The organism is Mesorhizobium sp. M0244, assembly GCF_040321795.1.
In the GTDB taxonomy this organism is placed as follows: Bacteria; Pseudomonadota; Alphaproteobacteria; order Rhizobiales; family Rhizobiaceae; genus Mesorhizobium.
The window spans coordinates 1-21,650 of the sequence record NZ_JAMYSE010000033.1 but is presented as its reverse complement, the minus strand read 5'-3'; the positions used below and the strand labels follow the sequence as shown (position 1 = coordinate 21,650).

The 21,650-nt window shown below is 63.2% G+C and carries 21 protein-coding genes and 1 other RNA gene; 17 read left to right on the top strand and 5 right to left on the bottom strand.

The window, feature by feature from the left end; genetic code table 11:
- The first annotated feature begins 242 nt into the window (after positions 1-242).
- The 4 genes from NKJ08_RS19890 (at position 243) to NKJ08_RS19875 (ending at position 5,140) form a co-directional block, all read left to right on the top strand.
- Entirely contained in the window at positions 243-1,337 is a 1,095-nt protein-coding gene (locus NKJ08_RS19890; RefSeq protein WP_352782884.1) for a microcin C ABC transporter permease YejB, read from the top strand.
- On the top strand, positions 1,337-2,476 hold the full coding sequence (locus NKJ08_RS19885; RefSeq protein WP_352522743.1) for an ABC transporter permease: 1,140 nt from the start codon (positions 1,337-1,339) through the stop codon (positions 2,474-2,476). Before NKJ08_RS19890 ends, NKJ08_RS19885 begins: the two co-directional genes overlap by 1 nt.
- The gene (locus NKJ08_RS19880) at positions 2,473-4,104 is read left to right on the top strand and encodes an ABC transporter ATP-binding protein (RefSeq protein WP_352782882.1); all 1,632 of its coding nucleotides are present in this window, start codon (positions 2,473-2,475) and stop codon (positions 4,102-4,104) included. The genes NKJ08_RS19885 and NKJ08_RS19880 overlap by 4 nt, the downstream gene beginning before the upstream one ends.
- A gap of 94 nt (positions 4,105-4,198) precedes the next feature.
- Positions 4,199-5,140, top strand: a complete 942-nt coding sequence (locus NKJ08_RS19875; RefSeq protein ID WP_352776177.1) for a 2-hydroxyacid dehydrogenase — start codon at positions 4,199-4,201, stop codon at positions 5,138-5,140.
- Positions 5,141-5,344: 204 nt separating this feature from the next.
- On the opposite strand, the gene NKJ08_RS19870 is transcribed toward NKJ08_RS19875, so the two are convergent.
- From NKJ08_RS19870 to NKJ08_RS19860, 3 genes are read right to left on the bottom strand one after another with little or no spacing between them, the layout of a single operon-like run.
- Positions 5,345-5,647: a Dabb family protein gene (locus NKJ08_RS19870; protein WP_023676866.1), complete on the bottom strand. Its 303-nt coding sequence runs from the start codon at positions 5,645-5,647 to the stop codon at positions 5,345-5,347.
- A 26-nt stretch (positions 5,648-5,673) separates the two neighbouring features.
- Complete coding sequence (gene nudC, locus NKJ08_RS19865) at positions 5,674-6,615, bottom strand: NAD(+) diphosphatase (RefSeq protein ID WP_352776175.1); 942 nt, start codon at positions 6,613-6,615, stop codon at positions 5,674-5,676.
- A 53-nt stretch (positions 6,616-6,668) separates the two neighbouring features.
- On the bottom strand, positions 6,669-7,088 hold the full coding sequence (locus NKJ08_RS19860; RefSeq protein ID WP_352522747.1) for an HIT family protein: 420 nt from the start codon (positions 7,086-7,088) through the stop codon (positions 6,669-6,671).
- Positions 7,089-7,506: 418 nt separating this feature from the next.
- On the opposite strand from NKJ08_RS19860, the gene ffs reads away from it, so the two are divergent.
- The 3 genes from ffs to NKJ08_RS19845 all read left to right on the top strand — a co-directional run bounded on the left by ffs (position 7,507) and on the right by NKJ08_RS19845 (position 9,973).
- An RNA gene (ffs, locus tag NKJ08_RS19855) (signal recognition particle sRNA small type) lies at positions 7,507-7,603 on the top strand.
- 104 nt (positions 7,604-7,707) lie between these two features.
- Complete coding sequence (locus NKJ08_RS19850; protein ID WP_352782878.1) at positions 7,708-9,534, top strand: DNA polymerase III subunit gamma/tau; 1,827 nt, start codon at positions 7,708-7,710, stop codon at positions 9,532-9,534.
- Between the two features lie 115 nt (positions 9,535-9,649).
- Complete coding sequence (locus tag NKJ08_RS19845) at positions 9,650-9,973, top strand: YbaB/EbfC family nucleoid-associated protein (RefSeq protein WP_023719593.1); 324 nt, start codon at positions 9,650-9,652, stop codon at positions 9,971-9,973.
- A gap of 148 nt (positions 9,974-10,121) precedes the next feature.
- Here the strand turns inward: NKJ08_RS19845 and NKJ08_RS19840 are convergent, their stop codons facing one another.
- Positions 10,122-10,349 carry a hypothetical protein gene (locus NKJ08_RS19840; protein ID WP_352782875.1) on the bottom strand — a complete coding sequence of 76 codons (228 nt, stop codon included), beginning with the start codon at positions 10,347-10,349 and terminating at the stop codon, positions 10,122-10,124.
- A gap of 224 nt (positions 10,350-10,573) precedes the next feature.
- Here NKJ08_RS19840 and NKJ08_RS19835 point away from each other — a divergent pair, with 224 nt between their 5' ends.
- The 10 genes from NKJ08_RS19835 (at position 10,574) to NKJ08_RS19790 (ending at position 21,356) form a co-directional block, all read left to right on the top strand.
- Positions 10,574-10,942, top strand: coding sequence for a hypothetical protein (locus NKJ08_RS19835; protein WP_352522749.1), 369 nt, complete (start codon positions 10,574-10,576; stop codon positions 10,940-10,942).
- Between the two features lie 137 nt (positions 10,943-11,079).
- Positions 11,080-12,018, top strand: coding sequence for a cell wall hydrolase (locus tag NKJ08_RS19830; protein ID WP_352782872.1), 939 nt, complete (start codon positions 11,080-11,082; stop codon positions 12,016-12,018).
- A 388-nt stretch (positions 12,019-12,406) separates the two neighbouring features.
- Positions 12,407-13,012 (top strand): recombination mediator RecR, encoded by a 606-nt coding sequence (gene recR / locus NKJ08_RS19825; RefSeq protein ID WP_352448580.1) that lies wholly within the window; start codon positions 12,407-12,409, stop codon positions 13,010-13,012.
- Positions 13,013-13,189: 177 nt separating this feature from the next.
- On the top strand, positions 13,190-14,467 hold the full coding sequence (locus NKJ08_RS19820; protein ID WP_352776168.1) for a lytic murein transglycosylase: 1,278 nt from the start codon (positions 13,190-13,192) through the stop codon (positions 14,465-14,467).
- Positions 14,468-14,667: 200 nt separating this feature from the next.
- The gene (locus NKJ08_RS19815) at positions 14,668-16,311 is read left to right on the top strand and encodes an ABC transporter substrate-binding protein (RefSeq protein WP_352776166.1); all 1,644 of its coding nucleotides are present in this window, start codon (positions 14,668-14,670) and stop codon (positions 16,309-16,311) included.
- A 31-nt stretch (positions 16,312-16,342) separates the two neighbouring features.
- Positions 16,343-17,410 (top strand): ABC transporter permease, encoded by a 1,068-nt coding sequence (locus NKJ08_RS19810; RefSeq protein ID WP_352782868.1) that lies wholly within the window; start codon positions 16,343-16,345, stop codon positions 17,408-17,410.
- Complete coding sequence (nikC, locus tag NKJ08_RS19805) at positions 17,407-18,327, top strand: nickel transporter permease (RefSeq protein WP_352526673.1); 921 nt, start codon at positions 17,407-17,409, stop codon at positions 18,325-18,327. Before NKJ08_RS19810 ends, nikC begins: the two co-directional genes overlap by 4 nt.
- Before the next feature lie 25 nt (positions 18,328-18,352).
- Positions 18,353-19,186: an ABC transporter ATP-binding protein gene (locus tag NKJ08_RS19800; protein WP_254816190.1), complete on the top strand. Its 834-nt coding sequence runs from the start codon at positions 18,353-18,355 to the stop codon at positions 19,184-19,186.
- Positions 19,183-19,932: an ABC transporter ATP-binding protein gene (locus tag NKJ08_RS19795; protein WP_352526674.1), complete on the top strand. Its 750-nt coding sequence runs from the start codon at positions 19,183-19,185 to the stop codon at positions 19,930-19,932. The genes NKJ08_RS19800 and NKJ08_RS19795 overlap by 4 nt, the downstream gene beginning before the upstream one ends.
- A gap of 146 nt (positions 19,933-20,078) precedes the next feature.
- Positions 20,079-21,356 carry a 4-aminobutyrate--2-oxoglutarate transaminase gene (locus NKJ08_RS19790; protein ID WP_352782865.1) on the top strand — a complete coding sequence of 426 codons (1,278 nt, stop codon included), beginning with the start codon at positions 20,079-20,081 and terminating at the stop codon, positions 21,354-21,356.
- Between the two features lie 63 nt (positions 21,357-21,419).
- On the opposite strand, the gene NKJ08_RS19785 is transcribed toward NKJ08_RS19790, so the two are convergent.
- Positions 21,420-21,650: sulfotransferase (locus NKJ08_RS19785; RefSeq protein ID WP_352782863.1), on the bottom strand; the 231-nt coding region annotated here is incomplete at its 5' end.

Below are 21,650 nucleotides of genomic sequence, written 5' to 3'. Positions count from 1 at the left end.
GTCATCGACGATTTCGCCAATCACAAGTGTCGCAATAAAAGCCCCGAGACTACGGCCAGCCCCTTTCTCCCCGTCACTATACGGGGAGAAGTGCCCGGTCCACCCTCCGCAGCTGCAGCGCAGCTGCTGCGGAGGACGGGCAGGACAATGAGGGGCGGCGCCGGCGTCGACAATTGGTCCGAAGCGATTGCCTTGGGGGCACCTTCAGACACAATGGTCGTCCTCAAGGAGGATAAAAACTGATGGGCGCCTATATACTGCGCCGCATCCTGTTGATGATCCCGACCCTGTTCGGCATCATGGCGGTGTCCTTCGCCGTCATCCAGTTCGCTCCAGGTGGACCGGTCGAGCAGGTCATCGCCAGGCTGACGAACCAGGGCGGCAGCGATCGCCTCGGCGGCGGCGGCGGCGATGCCGGCGGCGGCAATGTCGACGGCGCCGGCGACGTCGGCTCGAAATACCGCGGCGCGCAAGGGCTCGATCCGGAATTCATCAAGAAGCTGGAGAAGCAGTTCGGCTTCGACAAGCCGCCGCTCGAACGCTTCGGCATGATGCTGTGGAACTATCTCCGCTTCGATTTCGGCGACAGCTATTTCCGCGACATCTCGGTGCTCGACCTGATCCTGGAAAAGATGCCGGTGTCGATCTCGATCGGGCTGTGGATCACGCTTTTGTCCTACCTGATCTCAATCCCGCTCGGCATCCGCAAGGCGGTCAAGGACGGCTCCACTTTCGACGTCTGGACCAGCGGCGTCGTCATCGTCGGCTACGCCATTCCGGGCTTCCTGTTCGGCATCTTGCTGATGGTGCTGTTTGCCGGCGGCTCGTTCTGGGACTGGTTTCCGCTGCGCGGCATCACCTCCGACAATTGGGACCAACTGTCCTGGCCGGCGCGGATCGTCGACTATTTCTGGCACATGACCTTGCCGCTGACGGCGCTGGTGCTGTCGGCCTTCGCCACGACGACGCTTTTGACCAAGAATTCCTTCCTCGAGGAAATCCGCAAGCAATATGTGGTCACCGCCCGCGCCAAGGGCCTGTCGGAGCGGCAGGTGCTCTATGGCCACGTCTTCCGCAACGCCATGCTGATCGTCATCGCCGGTTTTCCCGGCGCCTTCATCTCGGCCTTCTTCACCGGCTCGCTGCTGATCGAGAACATCTTTTCGCTCGACGGCCTCGGCCTGCTCGGCTTCAACTCGGTGGTGCAGCGCGACTATCCAGTGGTCTTCGCCAATCTCTACATCTTCTCGCTGCTTGGCCTGTTCGTCGGGCTGCTGTCCGACCTGATCTACACCTGGGTCGACCCGCGCATCGATTTCGAGCGGAGAGACGTCTGATGGCGCAGGCCACGGTCGAAACGGCGCCGGCTCGGATCGCGCGGCCCTTTCTGTCGCCGCTCAACCAACGGCGCTTGCAGAACTTCAAGTCCAACCGGCGCGGCTACTGGTCGTTGTGGATATTCCTGTTCCTGTTCGTGCTGTCGCTGGTTTCGGAATTGGTCGCCAACGACAGGCCGATCATCGCCTCCTACAAGGGCGAGATCCTGTTTCCGGTCCTGGTCGCCTATCCCGAGGAGAAGTTCGGCGGTTTCTACGCGGTCACCGACTATCGCGATCCGGTCATCCAGGACGAGATCAATGCCAATGGCTGGATGATCTGGCCGCCGGTGCGCTACTCCTACCAGACCGTCAACAACGCCATTCCAGAGGCAGCACCGACCAAGCCGTCCTGGCTCTACGACAAGAAGACGCGCTGCAACCAGTATCCGAAAGGCGAGGCGGACCCCAATTGCATCGTCGGCAACTGGAACTGGCTGGGCACCGACGACCAGGCCCGCGACGTGCTGGCGCGCGTCATCTACGGCTTCAGGGTCTCGGTGCTGTTCGGGCTGATCCTGACCGCCGGCTCGGCGCTGATCGGCGTGGCGGCCGGCGCTCTGCAGGGCTATTTCGGCGGCTGGACCGACCTTCTGTTCCAGCGCTTCATCGAGATCTGGTCGGCGATCCCGGTGCTGTATCTGCTGCTGATTGTCGCCGCCATCCTGCCGCCCGGCTTCTTCATCCTGCTCGGGCTGATGCTGCTGTTCTCCTGGGTGGCGCTGGTCGGCGTGGTGCGGGCCGAGTTCCTGCGCGCCCGCAACTTCGAATATGTCAACGCGGCGCGCGCGCTCGGCGTATCCAACGTCACCATCATGTTCCGGCATCTGCTGCCCAACGCCATGGTGGCGACGCTGACCTTCCTGCCCTTCCTGCTCAGTGGCTCGATCTCGACGCTGACCTCGCTCGACTATCTCGGCTTCGGTCTGCCGCCCGGCGCCGCCTCGCTTGGTGAGCTGTTGAAGCAGGCGCAGCGCAACCTTAACGCGCCATGGCTCGGCATTTCCGGTTTCGTCGTCATCTCGCTGATGCTGTCGCTGCTGGTCTTCGTCGGCGAGGCGACGCGCGACGCCTTCGATCCGCGCAAGACGTTCAGATGAGCGATACCCCGCTGCTCTCGGTCCAGAACCTCAGCGTCGCCTTCGCGCAAGGCGGCAATCAGCCGATCGCGGTCGACCATATCTCATTCGACCTCGCCAAGGGCGAGACGGTGGCGCTAGTCGGCGAATCCGGCTCCGGCAAGTCGGTCACCGCGCTGTCGGTGCTGAAGCTGCTGCCCTATCCGACCGCCAGCCATCCGTCGGGAAAGATCCAGTTCCTCGGCGCCGACCTGCTTGCCGCGGACGAGAAGGAATTGCGCCGCGTGCGCGGCAACAAGATCACCATGATCTTCCAGGAGCCGATGACTTCGCTCAATCCGCTGCACACGATCGAGCAGCAGATCGTCGAGGTGCTGAAGCTGCACCAGGGCCTGGGGGACCGCAACGCCAAGGCGCGCACGCTGGAACTTCTGCACGAGGTCGGCATCCGCGAGCCGGAGAAACGGCTCGACGCCTATCCGCACCAGCTTTCCGGCGGCCAACGCCAGCGCGTCATGATCGCCATGGCGCTGGCCAACGAGCCTGAACTCTTGATCGCCGACGAGCCGACGACGGCGCTCGACGTCACCGTCCAGGCGCAGATCCTCGAACTGCTCGCCGGCCTGAAAAGCCGCAAGAACATGTCGATGCTGTTCATCACCCACGATCTCGGCATCGTCAGGAAGATCGCCGACCGGGTCTGCGTGATGACCAAGGGCAAGATCGTCGAGACCGGGCCGACCAAAGAGATATTCGCCAATCCGCAGCACGCCTATACACGGCATCTGCTTGCCGCCGAGCCGAAAGGCAAGCCGCCGGCGGCCAACGAAGCAGCCAAGCCGGTGATGGTAGGCAACGATATCAAGGTCTGGTTCCCGATCAAGAAGGGTTTCTTCCGGCGCACCGTCGACAATGTGAAGGCGGTCGATGGCATCGACGTCACCGTGCGGGCCGGCCAGACGCTTGGCGTCGTCGGCGAATCGGGCTCCGGCAAGACGACACTCGGCCTGGCTCTGGCCAGGATGATCTCGTCGACCGGGAACATCCAGTTCAACGGACGCGGCATCGATCAGCTGTCCTTCAACGAAATGCGGCCGCTGCGGCGCGAACTGCAGATCGTCTTCCAGGATCCGTTCGGCTCGCTCAGCCCGCGCATGTCGGTCGCGGAGATCATCGAGGAAGGGCTGAAGATCCACGAGCCGAAGCTGTCGCCCGATGAGCGCGACGAGCGCGTTGTCGACGTGCTCGGGGAAGTCGGCCTCGATCCGGCGACGCGCAACCGCTATCCGCACGAATTCTCCGGCGGCCAGCGCCAGCGCGTCGCCATTGCGCGCGCCATGGTGCTCAACCCGCGCTTCGTCATGCTGGACGAGCCGACCTCGGCGCTCGACATGAGCGTGCAGGCGCAGGTCGTCGACCTGCTGCGCAGCCTGCAGGCCAAGCACGACCTCGCCTACCTCTTCATCAGCCACGATCTGAGGGTCATCCGCGCGCTGGCCAATGACGTCATCGTCATGCGCAATGGCAGGATCGTCGAGGCCGGCCGTTCCGAACAGATTTTTGGCAACCCGCAGACCGATTATACAAGGGCGTTGATCTCGGCCGCCTTCAAGATCGAAACGGCGCCGGTCGGCATCGTCAGCGAGTAGATTTTCGCTGACGATCATGCACAAAATCAAAACGCTGCAGCGCCCTTGCACGTTGGGACGCGAACGCTGTTGGTAAAAAGGAAAAAAATCCGCAATGGAAAAAGGCCGCATCCTGCTTGCCCTCACCGGTATTCATCCGCTGCGCTGGCGCGAGCTGCTGTCGGCGGAGCGCGAGGTGGTGCTCGAGCCGAATGGCGCCGGCGATCCTTCGATCACCTATGCGGTGGTGTGGAAACAGCGGCCTAACCTCTTGTCGTCGCTGCCCAATTTGCGCGCCATCTTCTCGATCGGCGCCGGCGTCGACCACATTTTCGCCGATCCCACCTTGCCCGACGTACCGGTCGTCAAGGTGGTGGCCGACAACCTTACCCAATATATGACCGAATACGTCGTCTGGCGGGTGCTCGACCACCATCGCCAGGGCATGCTCTACCGCGCCCAGCAGCAAAAGAAGATCTGGCACGAGCCGCCGCAGCGGCCGGCCGGCGACATCTCTGTCGGCATTATGGGGCTCGGCACGCTTGGTCGCGCGGCGGCGTCGGTGCTTTTGTCACTCGGCTTTCCGGTCAATGGCTGGTCGCGCAGCGACCGGCCGATGCAAGGTGTCTCGACCTATACGGGCGAGGCCGGCCTGATCCCGTTCCTCAACGCCACCGACATCCTGGTGGTGCTTCTGCCGCTGACGCCGCAGACGCAAGGCATCATCAACCATGGCGTGCTGAGGGAGCTGCGAAAGCGCAACGGCCTTGGCGGCTCGGTGCTGATCAATGCCGGACGCGGCAGGCTGCAGAAGGACGCCGACATTTTGCGCGCGCTGGACGACGGCACGCTGAAGGAAGCCAGCCTCGACGTGTTCGAGGTCGAGCCGCTGCCGAAGACCAGCCGGCTATGGAGCCACCCGAAAGTGTTCGTGACGCCGCATGCGGCGGCGACCTCCGATCCGGTCCACCTGGCGCCGATCATGCTGCGCCAGATGGACGCCTTCGAGCGCGGCGAAGCGCTGGAAAATGTGGTGGATCGCGACGCGGGGTATTAGAGCAATTCCAGGAAAAGTGTGAACGGTTTTCCGTCCGGAATTGCGTCAACAAAAAGATGGACCGGTTCGGCGTTTCCGTGAAACGATGAACCGTTCTAGAGCGCCGCGTCGGTCGGCTGCGGCAGTGTTTGCTGTCGAGGCCCCGATCTTCGCCAAATCCACGTTGCAGCCGCCTGAGGCCCGGGCATGGCGATCGTCCCAGTCTCAGCCCCAGCCGAGCGGCACGTAGTCGATCTCCATAAACGCCTCGACCTCAGGGATCCAGCGGTCGCGGACGAAGGCGACGTGGTCGGGGTGGTCGTTATAGCCGGAATAGGCCCTCTGATCGGCGAACTCCATCGAGAAGCCGAAGCGGTAGTCGTTCTTGGGGCTGACCTGCCGCAATTGCTCGAAATGCGTGACGCCCTTTATCGCCGTGAGGATTCTCTTGGCGTCGGCGAGGAACCTTTTTTCCTCGAGCGAATGCGGCGGATGTTTCAGCGTGAACACGACGGTGTGACGGATCATTTTCTGCTCCTGCGATGTCGATCCTGTTACGCGCTGTCGGCCCAGGCGCGGATCAGGTTATAGGCGATCGCCCCCTTCGGCGGCGTCACCAGGCCGCCCGGATGCTCCCTGGCCAGCATCGAAAGCACCTCGTCGCGAAAGAACCAGCGGCAATCTTCCAACTCGTTGAGATCGGGATGGATGTCGTCGTTGAGCGGTTCGCCGAAGCAGCCGATCATCAGCGAATAGGGGAACGGCCAGGGCTGGCTGGCATGGTAGACGACGCGGCCGAGCCTGATGCCGGCTTCCTCCAGCGTTTCGCGGCGCACCGCCGCCTCGATCGTCTCGCCCGGCTCGATGAAACCGGCGAGCGCCGAATACATGCCGGGCCCGAAATGCCGGCCGCGGCCGAGCAGGCATTTTTCACGCGTCGCCGTCAGCATGATCGCCACCGGGTCGGTGCGCGGAAAGTGCTCGGTGCCGCAGGCCGGGCAATGCCGCTTGTAGCCGCCGGCCCGCATCTCGGCTTCGGTGCCACATTTGCTGCAGAAGCGATGGCTGGCATGCCAGGCGAGCAGGGCCGCCCCTTGCGCCAGCGCGCCGGCCGCTGCTTCGTCGATCAGCCCCTGCATATAGACCGAGCGATAGTCGATGGCCTTGATCGTCTCGGGAAGCTGCTCGGGCTCGACCCCGGCCGGCACCGCCAGCACCGGGCCGCTTTCGGAAAAGCCGAGCAGGACGCCGTTTTCGAGCGATGCCTCGAGCGGCCGGCTTTCGGCCGCGCCGAACCAGGGATCGAATGCGCCTTGCGCAAGCTTCAGATAGAGCCGGCCGCCATGCATCAGCAAAAGCCGCGCCGAGGGATCGGCGAGCGCCTTTTCGACGGAATCGTCGGTGCGGTTTTCGGACTGCCGGTCGATAATGTTGCCGGCGAAGCCGACGAACTGGCTCGGCTCGCGCACGGGCGCGTCAAACAGGCTGAAGCTCATGCAGACTCGGGAAGGTTCAAGATGGACAGGTTCACGATGGACACGGGAGAGGCTTATAGCGCTGCCTTGATCTTTTCCGCAAACCGGCGAAGGTCGGAGCGCTGGTAGGGCTCGCGCAGGCCGTGCCCCCATACCGGGCCAGGCCAGCCGGGATCGCCTTCCGAGCGCGCGATGACATGCACGTGCAATTGCCGCACGATGTTGCCCAGCGCGCCGGTGTTGATCTTGGTGCAGCCGGTCACCCGCTTCAGCGCCAGCGCCACCATGTTGGTCTCGAAGGTCAGCATCGCCTGGTCGAGCGGCGTCATGTCGTGGATTTCCTCGGCGCCCGGCCGCTGCGGCACCAAAAGCAGCCACGGCCAGCGGCGGTCGTTCATAACGCGCAATTCGCACAGGCCGAGCCACATCAGCTGCTCGCTGTCCGCTTCCAGCCGCGCGTCAAGCGTGAATCCGGCCTTGAGGCCCGGCAGCATTGGCGTTTCCTCGATTATGACGTTTTTTGAACTTTATGGACGCTAGAGCGGCTGCCGGGGGGCCGCAAGGGGCAGCAGGCAAACATTGGCCATCGTGGCGCTGATTGTCCGGCGAAGAATTCAGGCCTGGGGCAAATCGCTTCAGGTTTGCGCTGCCCCTCACCGTTACCTTCTCCCCGTTGTTCACGGGGCGAAGGTGCCGGCAGGCAAATGAGGGGCAGCACCGAGGTAAAAAATTGACCGCAGTCATATTTTGTTCTTGCTTTGTGCCGGCAGCTATGCTATTAATTTCCATATGGTGCTTATTGGCGCCAGCGACCCGCCCGCCGAGGCGGGTTTTTGTTTCAGCTTTCGCCGTCCTTCACTACTCTATCATCCGCACTTGCATTTCATCGCCGGATTGCCGATATGGGGAGCGGGAGGTTGGTGGTGGACGATCCACTCGCCAACCGGGTCAGGTCCGGAAGGAAGCAGCCCTAACGAGCCCGGAACGGGTCATTGTTCCAGCCTCCCGCCTCTTCGCCTTTTGCCCCGACATTGACGGCGCCAAGCCGTGCGGGCGAAACTATGCGCAGGAATCGGCCGCCTCCAGTGGCAGCCCTGGGAGCTTAACGGGCGAATGAGCGAAGCCGGAAACGAGGCCGGGAAGTCGGGCAAGCCTGCCGCCTATCGCGTGCTGGCGCGCAAATACCGACCGTCGAATTTCTCCGAACTGATCGGCCAGGAGCCGATGGTCCGCACGCTGACCAATGCCTTTGCCCCCGGCCTCATCGCCGAGGACTGGATGCAGACCGGCGTGCGCGGCGTCGGCAAAACGACGACCGCGCGCATCCTGGCGCGGGCGCTCAACTACAAGACCGCCACCGTCGACCAGCCGTCCGTCGACCTTGCCGTGCTCGGCGAGCATTGCCAGGCGATCATGGAAGGCCGCCATGTCGATGTCATCGAGATGGACGCAGCCTCGCATACCGGCATTGACGACATCCGCGACATCATCGAGCGCGTGCGCTACGCCCCGGTATCGGCGCGCTACAAGGTCTACATCATCGACGAAGTGCACATGCTCTCCACGCAAGCCTTCAACGGCCTGCTGAAAACGCTGGAAGAGCCGCCGCCGCACGTCAAATTCATCTTCGCCACCACCGAAATCCGCAAGGTGCCGATCACCGTCCTGTCGCGCTGCCAGCGCTTCGACCTCAGGCGCATCGATGCGGCAATGATCAAGGCCGACCTTGCCAGGATAGCCGGTCTGGAGGGCATCGAAGTCGAACACGATGCGCTGGCGATGATCGCGCGCGCGGCCGAAGGCTCGATGCGCGACGCGCAGTCCATCCTCGACCAGGCGATCGCCCATGGCGGCGGCGCGGTCAGCGCCGAGGCGGTGCGCGCCATGCTCGGCCTGGCCGACCGTGCCCGCATCGTCGACCTGTTCGAACATGTCATGAAGGGCGACATCGCCGCCGCGCTTGCCGAATTCCGCGCCCAATACGATACCGGCGCCGATCCGGCAGCGGTGCTGACCGACCTTGCCGAGTTCAACCATCTGGTCACCCGTCTGCGTTTCGTGCCGGCGGCCGTCGACGACGCCTCGCTGTCCGAGGACGAGCGCCGGCGCGGCGCCGATTTCGCCAAGACGCTGTCGGTCAAGGTGCTGTCGCGGACATGGCAGATGCTGCTGAAGGGCATTCCCGAGGTGCAGACCTCCAACCGCCCGGTCAGTGCCGCCGAGATGGTGCTGATCCGGCTGGCGCATGCCGCCGACCTGCCGACGCTGGACGAGGCGCTGAAATCGCTGGAGAACGGCTTTTCCCCGCCGGGTGCCGCGCCGCGCGCGAATGGCACACCGGCAAGCCCCGGCCCAGCAAACCATGGGCCTGCAAGCGGTGGTGCCAGTGCCGTTGCGCAGGCGCGGATGCCGACTGCCAATGGCGGCGCGCAGACCATGCGGCTGGTCGAGGCCGAGCTGACACCCACAGCCTTCGTCGCAGTGCCGAAACCTGTGGACGAGGCGCCGCCGGTGCCGGTGAAATCGCTGGCCGACATTGTCGCCCTTGCCGACGCCCAGCGCGACATGGCCTTCAAGGTGCTGGTGAAGCGCTGCGTGAGGCTGGTGCGCATCGAGCCCGGCCGTATCGACGTCAGCCTGACCGACGATGCGCCGAAGATGCTGCTCAACGATTTGACCGCCAAGCTGCGCGCCTGGACCGGCCGCAACTGGCTGGTGTCGCTGTCGAAGGAGGAGGGCGGCCAGACCTTGGCCGAGATGGAATCGACAAAGCGCGAAAACGCCTTCCTCGATGCCAAGAGCGACCCGACCGTCGCCGCCATCCTGGCGCGCTTTCCCGGCGCCAAGATCATCGACGTGCGCATTCCCGACGCGCCGGAAGCCGATGCGGCCGAGGCCGAAGTGCCGGTCGAGCCGCCGTCGGACGACGACGAAACCTAGAGCATGATCCCGAACCGAAGGTCAGCGTAGCAAAAAGTGGGACCGGTTTTTCGGCGAAGATCATGCTCAAATAGAGATACAACAGCAACCAGCACCAACTGCAAAGGACCATGCGATGAAAGATCTTCTTGGCCTGATGGGCAAGGCAAAGGAAATGCAGGCCAAGTTCCAGGCCATGCAGGACGAGATCGCCACGCTGGAAGCCACCGGGCAGGCCGGCGGCGGCCTGGTCAGCGTGACGCTGACCGGCAAATTCGAGATGAAGTCGCTGAAGATCGACCCGTCGCTGTTCAAGGAGGACGAGGTTGAGATTCTCGAGGACCTGCTCCTCGCTGCCCACAACGACGCCAGGACCAAGGTCGAGCAGACCATGCAGGAGAAGACCAAGGCGCTGACCGCGGGACTGCCGATACCGCCGGGAATGAAGCTGCCGTTCTAGTGATGAAAACCTGACATTTGGTACCCCGCGAGGGATGGCAGGGTTCGACCCTTTAAGTCGCTCGGGCGAATGCCGCTGAACGGCTCAAAAAGGGTGAAAAGGTGACGTTCAATACTTATCGCGAAACAATGAAATCCCCGCCGATTGATTAATCCAGAAAATCCCACGGAATCTCACTTTTGAACCTCGCAATGGCCTCCTCTACCAACTCCAACGGAATGTCCGCTCGGTAGAGGGTTACTTCTCTGGCACGCTTTGTGTCATCACGAAAAATCTCCAATACAAGGTCGCCTTCAATCAAAAGCTCGACGCCGATTCCGTCCCGGTCACTTACGTCGCTCGCGACTATCCAAGAATGTTTCGGTGCTGCGGCCATTAGGCAAATCCGGAGTGTGCGGCTAAGCGAGTGTATCTCCACCAATGAAGGTCTGAAAAGGGGTACTTCCAGACATCTGTTGAACGAGTACTCGGCGGCCGCTTTCCACCCTGAGCAGTAGTTGAGTTTCGGATACCATTCGTCAGGTTTTCACTAGAGTTGAACTTTAGCGTTTCAGCGGCGCCATGACCGAGGAGCCGTCCGCCAGGCCGATAGAGCAGCGCGTGCGAAACCGGATCTACGAGATCCTGGATATCCTTGCCTATTGCGACGACGCCGTCGATCTCGTCGGGATCAGCGGCTATTTCAACCTGTTCGACGATTTCGTCCATCGTCCGTCCGCCGAGATCGCCATGCCGGTGCTGTCGAACGATGAACGCGCGATCGTGCTGGAAGTCGCCGAGTTGCTGGAGGCTGCCTGCGCGGCAACGCCAGACTTCACCAGGGCCGAGTTCGTCGATAGCGGCTGGCCGCGGCAGATCGCGCCGAAGGCAAGGGACGCGCGGAGCCTGTTCCTGCGGCGCGGCTTGTTTTCGGAGGAATTCGAAGAATACGAGCCCGGGCAACCGGCGGTCGTACCGGCAGGCAGATAGGCCAGTCTTGCCCGCCAAGCTGTGTCTATTGGGCAACTCCCCACACTTAATAACGCTTTAGCCATCTTTTTGCCTGAAAGTGTCTCATTCTTGCCGCAACCAGGGGCGGGCTGGCAGCAGAATTGAGGGGACACCTGTTGATCTCTACCCGATGGAAGACGCCGTTGCGGCTCGGCGTCGTTATCTCGCCGCTGTTTTTGGCCGCCTGCAGTCAGACCGCCTCGCACGGCATGTCCAGCCTGACCGATGCCATTACGCCGAGTTTCCTGAACTCGCGCTCCTACAATTCCACGCCGAAGGAAAAGGAGTGCCTGGAGCGGGCAATGTTCTTCGAGTCCAACCGGTCGAGCCGTGACGGCATGATTGCGGTCGGCACGGTGGTGATGAACCGGCTGCGGTCCGGCAATCACGGCAGCACCATCTGCGAAGTGGTTGGCGAGCGCGGGCAGTTCGCGCCGGGCCTCATGACACGGCCGATGAATTCGAAGGCGATGCCCGACGTCGAGGAAGCCGCCGAGGCGGTGCTCAAGGGCGAGCGCAAAGCCAAGCTGAAGAACACCATGTTCTTCCACACCGCCGGCCTGCGCTTCCCCTACAAGAACATGCACTACACCATGGTCGCCGGCGGCAATGCCTTCTATGAAAAGCGCGGCCGCAACTGGCAGCCGCTGCCGGACGAACCGGTAGTCGCCGTGGCCCAGGCCAAGCCGCAAGCGCCTGCCGCTCAGGCCATACTTGTCGCCTCGGCGGAGCCGGCACGCAGCGCCAAGCCGACATTCGCCAAGGCGACCTATGTGACCGCCGCGGCATCGCAGCCGGCAAAGCAGACAAGGGTGACTGCCGGGATGGCAACCGCGGCGAGGGCGACACCGGAGAAGCCGATGCTTGTAGCGCTGCAAGAACCAATGCAGGAGCCGGATGCGGCCCGCTTCGGTGGAACCGTGAGCGCGCGGCCTGTCACCTCCTTCCAGGCCGCGCCGGCAGAGCCGACAATGTCGTTCGAGGCGACGCCCGAGAACACCGACGCCATCGGCGCGATGATCGCCGGCCAGACCCGGCCACTGGAAGAAAACTGAGGCGGTCGATTGTTGAGGGCGCCGCCGCCCTCATCTGGCTGCCGCCATCTTCTCCCCGTATAGTGACGGGGAGAAGGACGCCTTTGCAAAGGATTTCGCCAATTTCCGGCGCTGCAAAAAGGGTGCCGAGGTCGCGGTTGGCCCTTTCTCCCCGTCACTATACGGGGAGAAATGCCCGGCAGGGCAATGAGGGGCGGCGCAAACCTAAAGCGATTGCCTCTTTGCGCGTCGAACAGCACGCGCCTCAGCAGTGTTCCAAAGCCGGTTGAAAAATCCTAGAGCCGGATCCATTCCGATAGATCGGAATGGGGCTCTATCGTCTTGTTTGACCATGATCTTTTCCGAAAACCGGTTTCCACTTTTCGGGATCATGGTCTAAACCGGTGCGATGTCGAAGCGAATCGCCGGTCCCGAGATCGAACGCCTGATCCAGCTGCTGGCCAAGGTGCCGGGGCTCGGTCCGCGTTCGGCACGCCGCGCCGCGCTCCACCTCATCAAGAAGAAGGAACAGCTGCTGGCGCCGCTCGCCGCCGCCATGGGCGAGGCGGTCGACAAGGTGCGCATCTGCTCGACCTGCGGCAATGTCGATACCTCAGATCCATGCATGATCTGCACCGACCCGCGCCGCGACCCCACTACGCTCATCGTCGTCGAGGACGTGGCCGACCTTTGGGCGCTGGAGCGGGCGACAGCCATGAACGTGCGCTACCATGTGCTCGGCGGTACGCTGTCGCCGCTCGACGGCATTGGTCCTGATGAGCTAAACATCCGTTCGCTGGTCGATCGCGTCGCCGGCGGCGAAGTCAAGGAAGTGATCCTCGCGGTCAACGCCACGGTCGAGGGCCAGACCACCGCGCACTACCTCACCGACCAGCTTTCCGGCTTCGACATCAAGGTGACGCGGCTGGCGCACGGTGTTCCGGTCGGCGGCGAACTCGATTATCTCGACGAAGGCACGCTGGCCGCCGCACTGCGCTCGCGGACGGTGTTTTGAGGAAGTTGGGGGGAGAGTGCTTCCGAGATGATTGCGTTCCGTCGCGCCCCCCTCTGTCCTGCCGGACATCTCCCCACTTGGGGGGAGATTGGATGTCACGCCGGCTTTCGCCAACCTCCAGCGCCGGAGAAAAGGCGCCATCGTCAAAGCTGCCAATCTCCCCCCAAGTGGGGGGAGATGTCCGGCAGGACAGAGGGAGGCGCGACAGAACGCCGAGCTCGCACACTAGCCTGCCTCTCGTTTCTAGCAGCCCTACTTGGGTTGATCCTCGCCACTCCCGCCCCCGCGGCAAAAATCGACGACCAGTTCCGCGCCTGGCTTGGCAACGACCTCTGGCCCGAAGCCAAGGCCAATGGCATCTCCAAGAAAACCTTCGACGCCGCCTTCGACGGCATCAAGCCGAACCTGAAGCTGCCCGACCTGGTGCTGCTCGGCGAGAAGGCGACGACGCCGCGGAAGCAGCATCAGGCCGAGTTCGGTTCGCCCGGCGCCTATTTCGCCGAAAAGATAGTTCGCGCCGTCACCACCGGCGGCCGCACCCGCGAGGCGGCCAATGCGAGCACGCTTGCCGCGATCGAGAAACGCTATGGCGTGCCGGGCGAAGTGCTGCTGGCGATCTGGGGCCGCGAGAGCGGCTTCGGTGCGGCAAAGCTGCCCTATGACGCCTTCGAGGTGCTGGGCACCAAGGCGTTCATGTCGACGAAGAAGGCGTTTTTCCGCACCGAACTGCTGGCGGCGCTCGAGATCGTCGAGCGCGGGCTTGCCCCGGTCGGCGCGATGAAATCGTCATGGGCAGGCGCGCTCGGCCAGCCGCAGTTCATGCCGACATCGTTCCTCAAGCATGCGGTCGATTTCGACGGCGACGGCCGCACCGACATCTGGAATTCGACGCCGGACATACTGGCGTCGATCGCCAATTATCTCGTGCATTATGGCTGGGTCAGGGGCCGCGGCTGGGGCTTCGAGGTGACGGTGCCGGACAGCGTCTCGTGCTCGCTCGAAGGTCCGGACCAGGGCAAGAAGATTTCGCAATGGGCTGATATGGGCATCAAGCGTGTATCGGGTAAACCGTTTCCTGCGAGCGAACTGAAAGCCGAAGGTTTTCTTTTGATGCCGGCCGGGCGCAGCGGCCCGGCCTTCATCGTCACCCCCAATTTCTACGTGCTGAAGCAGTATAACACCAGCGATCTGTATGCCTTGTTCATCGGCCATGGCGCCGATCGCATCGCCCATGGCGACAGCAATTTCTCAGGCGGCTGGGGGGCGGTCGGCGGGCTCTATCGCTCCGACATCGCTGCCCTGCAGCGGGCGCTGGAGGCAAAGGGTTATGATGTCGGCAGCGCCGACGGCCTGCCTGGTTTCAAGACACGCCGCTCGATCGGCAAATGGCAGGCCAGCAACGGCCGTTCCGCCACCTGCTTTCCCGACACCGACCTGGTTACCGCGCTGAAATAGCCGGATTTTCGCACCGCGATCTGGTCCAATCGACCGTTCTGCAAATGCTCGTTGCCGCGCTCGAAACTGCCGGATATGGTGAGTCGGAACTGCACAAAAATTGCCAAGACAACGGTCCGGGAATCACCGTTCGACGCGGCAAGAAAATGCCACAACCTTGAGCCGGGAACTCAGGTCAACAAAAACAGGGAACAGTTAAAATGATGATGGAAAAGTTTGCTCTACGCTCCCGCTTCTTGTTCGCGGGCGCGGCCCTGTCCGCGCTGCTTCTGGCCGGTGCGCCTGCCTTCGCGGTCACGCCCGCCGACACGCTGGTCGAGGGTTTCGCAATCGACGACATCATCACCATGGATCCGGGCGAAGCGTTCGAATTGTCGACCGCCGAGGTCACCGGCAACACCTACGATCTTCTGGTACGCCTCGACCTCAGCGATACCTCCAAGGTCAAGGGCGATCTCGCCGAAAGCTGGAGCGTCTCCGACGACGGCCTGACCTACACATTCAAACTCAAGCCCGGCCTGAAATTTGCTTCGGGCAATCCGATCACGGCGGCCGACGTCGCCTATTCGTTCGAACGCGCCATCAAGCTCGACAAGAGCCCGGCCTTTATCATCGGCCAGCTCGGCATCGATGGCGGCAACGTCACCGACAAAGCCAAGGCCGTCGACGATAAGACCTTCCAGTTCACCGTTGACAAGGCCTATGCGCCAAGCTTCGTCTTGAACTGTCTGTCGGCGACCGTCGCCTCGGTCGTCGATGCCAAGCTGGTCAAGGAGCATGTCGCGGCGGTCACGCCGAGCGCCGACTACAAATGGAACAATGATTTTGGCAATGCCTGGCTGAAGACCGGCTATGCCGGCTCCGGTGCCTTCAAAATGCGTGAATGGCGGGCCAACGAGGCCGTCGTCCTTGAGCGCAACGACAATTACAATGGCGAAAAAGCCAAGCTCGCCCGTGTCATCTATCGCAATATGAAGGAAAGCTCGGGTCAGCGCCTGGCGCTGGAAGCCGGCGACATCGACGTTGCCCGCAATCTCGAACCGAACGACCTCGACGCCATTGCCAAGAACGCCGATCTCACCACCACCAGCGCGCCGAAGGGCACGGTCTATTACATCAGCCTCAACCAGAAGAACCCCAATCTCGCCAAGCCCGAAGTTCGCCAGGCCTTCAAATATCTGGTCGACTACGACGCCTTGGGCTCGACCATCCTCAAGGGCATCGGCGAGATCCACCAGACCTTCCTGCCGAAAGGCGTACTGGGCGCGCTGGACGAAAACCCGTTCAAACTCGACGTTGCTAAGGCAAAAGAGCTGCTCGCCAAGGCCGGCCTCGCCGACGGCTTCAGCGTCACCATGGACGTGCGCAGCGTCCAACCGCAGACCGGCATGGCGGAATCGATCCAGCAGACGCTGGGACAGGCCGGCATCAAGCTGGAGATTATCCCCGGCGACGGCAAGCAGACGCTGACCAAATACCGCGCCCGTAACCACGACATCTATATCGGCCAGTGGGGCCAGGATTATTTCGATCCCAACTCCAATGCCCAGACCTTCGCCAGCAACCCCGACAATTCGGATGAAGGCAAGACCAAGACCCTTGCCTGGCGCAACGCCTGGGACATTCCGGACCTGACCAAGCAGACCGAAGCCGCCCTTGTCGAGAAGGATGCGGTCAAGCGTGCCGCAATGTACCAGGATCTCGAGAAGAAGATCCTCGATACCAGCCCGTTCGTCATTATCCACCAGCAGCTGGAAGTGGCCGGCCTGCGCAAGAGCCTCAAGGGCTTCGCGCTCGGCCCGAGTTTCGACACCAACTTCGTCGGTCCCGTCTCGAAAGAGTGATGCCGGGGAGTGACGCCGGCGGACGCGCCGCATGAGTGTGGCTGAAAGCGAAGTGACGGCAGGGCGCGGCAGCGCCCGCGCTGTTGCCGTGGCCTCATCGATCGCCCGGTTCCTGGTTATCGCGATAACGACCTATCTCGGTCTGCTCGCGGTGACCTTCTTCATCGGCCGCGTGATCCCGATCGACCCGGTGCTGGCGGTGCTCGGCGACAGGGCGCCGGCCAATGTCGTCGAGCGCACGCGCCGCGAGATGGGCCTCGACCTGCCGCTGGTCGAGCAGTTCTACATCTATGTCAAACATGCCCTGAACGGCGATTTCGGCACTTCGGTGCTGACGACCAATCCGGTGATGACCGATATCCGCCGCGCCTTTCCGGCAACGCTCGAACTGGCGACGCTGGGGACGCTGATCGGTTCGGTGATCGGCGTACCGCTCGGTGTGCTGGCCGCGGTGCGGCGCGGCAGCATCATCGACCAGATCGTGCGGATCATCGGCCTTGTCGGCTATTCCGTGCCGATCTTCTGGCTGGGGCTACTGGCGCTGGTGCTGTTCTACGCCAAGCTGCAATGGGTCGCCTTTCCCGGCCGCCTCGACGTCGTCTACGAATACACCTTCACGCCGATTACCGGCTTTTACCTGCTGGATGCACTCTGGCAGCGGCAGTGGGACGTATTTGCCGATGCCTTCCGCCACATCATCCTGCCGGCCTCGCTGCTCGGCTATTTCTCGCTCGCCTATATCAGCCGCATGACACGCTCGTTCATGCTGAACGAACTCACCCAGGAATATATCGTCGCCGCGCGCGCCAAGGGCCTGTCGGAAACGCGCATCATCTGGGGCCACGCGCTGCGCAACGCGGCGGTGCCGATGGTCACGGTGATCGCCTTGTCCTATGCCGGGCTGCTCGAAGGCTCGGTTCTGACCGAGACGGTGTTTTCGTGGCCGGGTATCGGCCTCTACATCACCAATTCCCTTCAGAACGCCGACATAAACGCCGTGCTCGGCGGCACCATCATCATCGGCTCGGTCTTCATCGCCATCAATCTATTCTCCGACCTGCTCTACCGGGTGCTTGATCCGAGGACCAAGGCAGGATGAGCACAGAAGCGATTCAAACCCGCCGCGACTGGCTGCTCAGCGAGCGGCCGGCGTCGCGCGTGCAGGCAAGGCTCGGCCGCGCCTATGTGGCCTGGCGGCGCTTTTCCGCAAACCGGCTGGCCTTTGTCGGCCTGCTCATCATCATCGCCCTGCTGGTGGTCGCGGCCTTCGCCGATGTGCTGGCGCCTTATTCGCCGACATTCGGCGACCTCAAGGGCTCGCGGCTGCTGGCGCCAAGTGCCGCGCACTGGTTCGGCACCGACGATCTCGGCCGCGATATCTATTCGCGCATCATCTTCGGCTCGCGTTGGACGCTCTATGTCGTCATTCTGGTCGCCATCATCGCCGCGCCCATCGGCTTGCTGGTCGGCACCGTTGCCGGCTATGCCGGTGGCTGGACCGATGCGATCCTGATGCGCATCACCGACATCTTCCTCGCCTTTCCGAAGCTGATCCTGGCGCTGGCCTTTGTCGCCGCGCTTGGCCCCGGCATCGAAAACGCCGTGCTCGCCATCGCCATCACCTCGTGGCCGCCTTATGCCCGCATCGCGCGCGCCGAAACGCTCACCGTGCGCAATTCGGATTACATCAAGGCGGTGCAGCTGATGGGTGCTTCGCCGTTCCGCATCGTGCTTCGCCACATCATGCCGCTCTGCATCTCCTCGCTGATCATCAGGGTGACGCTCGACATGGCCGGCATCATCCTGACCGCGGCCGGTCTCGGCTTCCTCGGTCTCGGCGCGCAGCCGCCGTTGCCCGAATGGGGCGCGATGATCGCGTCCGGCCGCCGCTTCGTGCTCGACCAATGGTGGGTGGCGGGCGCCCCGGGCTTTGCCATCCTCATCGTCAGCCTCGGCTTCAACCTGCTCGGCGACGGCCTGCGCGACGCGCTCGATCCCCGAAGCGGTGACCAATGAGCGGCGACCCCATGAGCGGTGACCAATGAGCACGCTCCTCGAAGTCGACGATCTGCGCGTCACCTTCCCGACTCGCACCGGCCTGATCGAGGCGGTGCGCGGCGTTTCCTTCTCGCTCGGGCGCGAGCGGCTCGGCATCGTCGGCGAGAGCGGTTCGGGCAAGTCGCAGACCGGCCGCGCCATCATGGGAGTAACCCCGCCGCAGGCCGAGGTGACCGCGAAGACGCTCGCTTTCGACGGCATCGACCTGCTTGCCGCCTCGCCGCGCGAGCGCCGGGCACTGCGCGGCAAGCGTATCGCCATGATCCTGCAGGATCCGAAATACTCGCTCGACCCGGTGATGAGCATCGGCCGCCAGATCGTCGAGACGCTGCGCACGCATGAGAAGGTCTCCAAGGCCGAAGCACGAGACCGCGCGCTTGCCATGCTGGAGGCCGTGCAGATCCGCGATCCGGCCCGTGTCTTCGACCTGCATCCGCACGAGGTTTCCGGCGGCATGGGCCAGCGCGCCATGATCGCCATGATGCTGATCGCCGGGCCGGAAATGATGATCGCCGACGAGCCGACCTCGGCGCTCGACGTCACCGTGCAGCTCGACGTGCTCGGCATCCTCGACCGCCTGGTCAGCGAGCGCGGCATGGGGCTGATCTTCATCTCGCATGACCTCCGCCTGGTCTCGTCCTTCTGCGACCGGGTGATCGTCATGTATGCCGGCAAGGTGGTCGAGCAGCTCAAGGCATCCGAGCTCGGCCGCGCCCAGCATCCCTACACGCGCGGCCTGCTCAACTGCATGCCGAAGATCGGCGCCGACCGCCACCCGCTGCCGGTGCTCGACCGCAAGCCGGAGTGGGCGGCATGACGGCAGCGCTTTCCGTCGATCGGCTCGAGGTGGTCTTCGACCGTTTTCGCGCGCTGAAGGGCGTCAGCCTCGAGGTGAAATCCGGCGAGTCTTTCGGCCTGGTCGGCGAATCCGGTTCCGGCAAGTCGACGCTGCTGCGGGCGATTGCCGGTCTGGCGCCGGCCGCTTCGGGCACCATTACCGTCAATGGCAAAAAACTCGACGCGCGCCGCGACAAGGCGTTCTACCGCGAGGTGCAGATGGTCTTCCAGGACCCGTACGGCTCCCTGCACCCACGCCAGACCGTCGACCGCCTGCTGCAGGAGCCGCTCGCCATTCACGGCTTCGCCGACGGCGAAAAGCGTATCCAGCGGGCACTAGACGAGGTCGGCCTGGGGACCGGCTTCCGCTTCCGCTATTCGCATCAACTGTCGGGCGGCCAGCGCCAGCGCGTGGCGATCGCCCGCGCCCTGATCCTCGAACCGTCGATCCTGCTGCTCGATGAGCCGACCTCGGCGCTCGATGCTTCGGTGCAGGCGGAGGTGCTGAACCTGCTGGAAGAGATCCGGCGGCGCCGCAAGCTGACCTTCCTGATGGTCAGCCACGACCTCGCCATCATCACCCATATGTGCGAGCGGCTGATGGTGATGCAGAACGGCGAGGCGGTCGAGCACCTCAGCGCCGGCGACCTCGTCGAGCGCCGGGTCACCAAGGACTACACGCGCAATCTGCTGAGAGCGAGCGAGGGGTTTGTCAGGACGGCGTGACGGACGCGGCGTTCGGTTTGCTTACGTCGGCACCGGCAGGCCCAATCGCCCGGCGATGGTGCCAACTTGAGGAAAACCTGAAATAGGCCCAGAAGAGTCTCAACAGCCATCAAACGAGAGCGGGCGCCGGCCCGGCGAGGGGTACGATGACAAATTCAGCCATTTCCGAACGCAAGAACCAGTCGATCTCGCGCGGCGTCGGCATGACCACGCAGATCTATGCCGACCGCGCCGAAAACTCGGAAATATGGGACGTCGAAGGCCGCCGCTACATCGATTTCTCGTCCGGCATCGCTGTCGTCAACACCGGCCACCGTCACCCCAAGGTGATCGAAGCGGTCAAGGCGCAGCTCGACCGCTTCACCCACACTTGCTACCAGGTCGTGCCCTATGAAAGCTATATCAGGCTGGCCGAGCGGCTGAACGGCATGCTGCCCGGCAAGTTCGACAAGAAGACGATTTTTGTCACCACCGGCGCCGAGGCGGTTGAGAATGCCATCAAGATCGCCCGCAGCGCCACCGGGCGGCCGGCGGTCATCGCCTTTGCCGGCGGCTTCCACGGCCGCACCTTCATGGGCATGGCGCTGACCGGCAAAGTGGTGCCTTACAAGGTAGGCTTCGGCGCCATGCCGGCGGATGTCTTCCATGCGCCGTTTCCGGTGGCGCTGCACGGCGTCTCGGTCGCCGATTCGCTGGCGGCGCTCGACCGGCTGTTCAAGGCCGACGTCGATCCGGCCCGCGTCGCCGCCATCATCGTCGAGCCGGTGCAGGGCGAGGGCGGCTTCTACGAGGCGCCGCGCGATTTCATGACCGCATTGCGCAAGATCTGCGACCAGCACGGCATGCTGTTGATCGCCGACGAGGTGCAGACCGGCTTTGCCCGCACCGGCAAGATGTTCGCCATGGATCACCATGAGGTGGCGGCCGATATCACCACCATGGCCAAGAGCCTGGCCGGCGGCTTCCCGTTGGCGGCGGTCACCGGGCGTGCCGAGATCATGGATGCACCGAACCCCGGCGGGCTCGGCGGCACCTACGGCGGCAGCCCGATCGGCGTCGCCGCGGCGCATGCCGTGCTCGACGTCATCGACGAGGAGAAGCTCTGCGACCGCGCTAACACGCTGGGCAACCGGCTGAAGCAGCGCCTGCAATCGATCCGCGACGAAGCGCCGGAGATCGTCGATATCAGAGGCCCCGGCTTCATGAACGCGGTCGAGTTCAACGATGTGAAGAAGGGCTTGCCGGCGCCGGAACTTGCCAATGCGGTCCGGCTGAAGGCGCTCGACAAGGGCCTGATCCTGCTCACCTGCGGCGTCTACGGCAACGTCATCCGCTTCCTCGCGCCGATCACCATCCAGGACGCCGTCATGAACGAAGCGCTCGACATCCTGGAAAGTTCGATCCGAGAGGCCCGCGCCGCCTGAGCGGCGAGGATATCGCCTAGGATTCAACTGCGGCGAAGGCCGAGATAGGTGGCAAGCCGCCGTTCAACGCCCTATGCGAGCACGAAATTCGGCAGTCGAATTGGTGCGTGGAAACGGTTCGGAAGGCAACTGTACATCGAGAAAGGCACAAAGCGGCTCCCACCCTTCGGAGGCCTGATAAGTAAGAAGGCGTTCAGGTGGCAGCGTTGATTTCACGGAAGCGTTATGTGCTTCATAGACAGCGATTGCGTGATCACGGTTATCAAATCGACCGCCAAAGACAGTGTTTCCAAC

Excerpts from the sequence above, each read along its gene's own strand:
- NKJ08_RS19885 (WP_352522743.1), top strand. The coding sequence starts at position 1,337 with ATGGCGCAGGCCACGGTCGAAACGGCGCCGGCTCGGATCGCGCGGCCC.
- NKJ08_RS19820 (WP_352776168.1), top strand. The coding sequence starts at position 13,190 with ATGTCCGGCAGGACAGAGGGAGGCGCGACAGAACGCCGAGCTCGCACA.
- NKJ08_RS19880 (WP_352782882.1), top strand. The coding sequence starts at position 2,473 with ATGAGCGATACCCCGCTGCTCTCGGTCCAGAACCTCAGCGTCGCCTTC.
- NKJ08_RS19840 (WP_352782875.1), bottom strand. The coding sequence starts at position 10,349 with ATGGCCGCAGCACCGAAACATTCTTGGATAGTCGCGAGCGACGTAAGT.
- recR (WP_352448580.1), top strand. The coding sequence starts at position 12,407 with ATGTCGAAGCGAATCGCCGGTCCCGAGATCGAACGCCTGATCCAGCTG.
- nikC (WP_352526673.1), top strand. The coding sequence starts at position 17,407 with ATGAGCACAGAAGCGATTCAAACCCGCCGCGACTGGCTGCTCAGCGAG.
- NKJ08_RS19860 (WP_352522747.1), bottom strand. The coding sequence starts at position 7,088 with ATGCTGCCGGGCCTCAAGGCCGGATTCACGCTTGACGCGCGGCTGGAA.
- NKJ08_RS19870 (WP_023676866.1), bottom strand. The coding sequence starts at position 5,647 with ATGATCCGTCACACCGTCGTGTTCACGCTGAAACATCCGCCGCATTCG.
- NKJ08_RS19795 (WP_352526674.1), top strand. The coding sequence starts at position 19,183 with ATGACGGCAGCGCTTTCCGTCGATCGGCTCGAGGTGGTCTTCGACCGT.
- NKJ08_RS19845 (WP_023719593.1), top strand. The coding sequence starts at position 9,650 with ATGAAAGATCTTCTTGGCCTGATGGGCAAGGCAAAGGAAATGCAGGCC.
- NKJ08_RS19810 (WP_352782868.1), top strand. The coding sequence starts at position 16,343 with ATGAGTGTGGCTGAAAGCGAAGTGACGGCAGGGCGCGGCAGCGCCCGC.
- NKJ08_RS19890 (WP_352782884.1), top strand. The coding sequence starts at position 243 with ATGGGCGCCTATATACTGCGCCGCATCCTGTTGATGATCCCGACCCTG.
- NKJ08_RS19850 (WP_352782878.1), top strand. The coding sequence starts at position 7,708 with ATGAGCGAAGCCGGAAACGAGGCCGGGAAGTCGGGCAAGCCTGCCGCC.
- NKJ08_RS19790 (WP_352782865.1), top strand. The coding sequence starts at position 20,079 with ATGACAAATTCAGCCATTTCCGAACGCAAGAACCAGTCGATCTCGCGC.
- nudC (WP_352776175.1), bottom strand. The coding sequence starts at position 6,615 with ATGAGCTTCAGCCTGTTTGACGCGCCCGTGCGCGAGCCGAGCCAGTTC.
- NKJ08_RS19815 (WP_352776166.1), top strand. The coding sequence starts at position 14,668 with ATGATGATGGAAAAGTTTGCTCTACGCTCCCGCTTCTTGTTCGCGGGC.
- NKJ08_RS19800 (WP_254816190.1), top strand. The coding sequence starts at position 18,353 with ATGAGCACGCTCCTCGAAGTCGACGATCTGCGCGTCACCTTCCCGACT.
- NKJ08_RS19875 (WP_352776177.1), top strand. The coding sequence starts at position 4,199 with ATGGAAAAAGGCCGCATCCTGCTTGCCCTCACCGGTATTCATCCGCTG.